The sequence below is a fragment of the Pseudoalteromonas sp. SR43-7 genome (assembly GCF_014163785.1).
Taxonomy (GTDB): Bacteria; Pseudomonadota; Gammaproteobacteria; order Enterobacterales; family Alteromonadaceae; genus Pseudoalteromonas; species Pseudoalteromonas distincta.
The window spans coordinates 1-1,180 of sequence record NZ_JACJDY010000053.1 but is presented as its reverse complement, the minus strand read 5'-3'; the positions used below and the strand labels follow the sequence as shown (position 1 = coordinate 1,180).

Below are 1,180 nucleotides of genomic sequence, written 5' to 3'. Positions count from 1 at the left end.
CTACGATAGTTGCTACAACACCAGCACCTACAGTACGACCACCTTCACGGATAGCAAAACGAAGACCTTCATCCATCGCGATTGGTGCGATTAGAGTTACTGTCATCTTGATGTTATCACCAGGCATTACCATTTCTACGCCTTCTGGTAACTGAACGTCACCAGTTACGTCAGTTGTACGGAAGTAGAACTGTGGACGGTAACCTTTGAAGAATGGAGTATGACGACCACCTTCATCTTTAGAAAGTACGTATACTTCTGAAGTGAATGTAGTATGTGGGTTGATTGAACCAGGCTTAGCTAGTACTTGACCACGTTCAACGTCTTCACGCTTAGTACCACGTAGAAGTGCGCCGATGTTTTCGCCAGCACGACCTTCGTCAAGAAGCTTACGGAACATTTCAACACCAGTACAAGTAGAACGAGTTGTATCATTGATACCAACAATTTCTACTTCGTCATTGATGCGGATGATACCAGCTTCAACACGACCAGTTACAACAGTACCACGACCCTGGATTGAGAAAACGTCTTCGATAGGCATGATGAATGGCTTATCGATGTCACGCTCTGGCTCTGGGATGTAAGAGTCAAGTGCGTTTGCAAGCTCAACAATCTTATCTTCCCACTCTTTCTCGCCTTCTAACGCTTTAAGCGCAGAACCAGCGATTAGAGGTAAGTCATCACCTGGGAAATCGTATTCAGAAAGAAGTTCACGAACTTCCATTTCTACTAGTTCAAGTAGCTCTTCGTCATCAACCATGTCACATTTGTTCATGAACACAACGATGTAAGGAACGCCAACTTGACGAGAAAGAAGGATGTGCTCACGTGTTTGTGGCATAGGGCCATCTGTCGCAGCAACTACTAAGATCGCGCCATCCATTTGAGCAGCACCAGTGATCATGTTTTTAACATAATCGGCGTGACCAGGACAATCTACGTGTGCGTAGTGACGTGTAGGAGTATCGTATTCAACGTGAGACGTTGAAATAGTGATACCACGTTCGCGCTCTTCTGGAGCGTTGTCGATTGATGCGAAATCTTTAGCAACACCGCCGTATACTTTTGCAAGTACGTTAGTGATTGCTGCAGTTAGTGTAGTTTTACCGTGGTCAACGTGGCCGATTGTACCAACGTTTACGTGCGGTTTTACGCGTTCAAACTTTTCTTTTGCCAT

1 protein-coding gene is annotated in these 1,180 nt (G+C 45.2%); it reads right to left on the bottom strand.

All coding sequences use genetic code 11. The features are described from left to right. Positions 1–1,180 (bottom strand): elongation factor Tu (gene tuf, locus H5087_RS19975; RefSeq protein ID WP_182673144.1); only part of this gene is annotated, 1,180 nt, incomplete at its 3' end.